Here is a 324-nt window from a genome sequence, read left to right on the forward strand (position 1 = left end):
TTTTTAAGCTGCATTTATGCAGGATTTATAGGTTATAAATCCCTATTAAATGTTTTATTTACTTGGAATTAATTAATTCTTTCTAATGATTTAATCAACTTACCTCCATCTTGATCATCATCATCATTTGAAGCGAAAAATAAAAAGAAAATTCCTAAAGAAGCTATAGATAGCGAAATTGACAATACAGAAAGCTCATCCATAAATTAGAAATTTTTTTAATGATAAACGAAAAAAAATAAAAGACAGTAAAGAAATACACATTCTCGAAAATAAATATTTCTTTTATTTGTAAAATGAAAAATCACATCCGAACTATTTCGT

Annotated in this window: 1 protein-coding gene; it reads right to left on the bottom strand. The window is 24.4% G+C overall.

The window, feature by feature from the left end; genetic code table 11:
- Positions 1–68: 68 nt before the first annotated feature.
- Positions 69–203: a hypothetical protein gene (locus AMO19_RS08720; RefSeq protein ID WP_012008254.1), complete on the bottom strand. Its 135-nt coding sequence runs from the start codon at positions 201–203 to the stop codon at positions 69–71.
- Between the last annotated feature and the right edge of the window lie 121 nt (positions 204–324).

The organism is Prochlorococcus marinus (assembly GCF_001180245.1).
Lineage (GTDB): Bacteria > Cyanobacteriota > Cyanobacteriia > PCC-6307 > Cyanobiaceae > Prochlorococcus_A > Prochlorococcus_A marinus_F.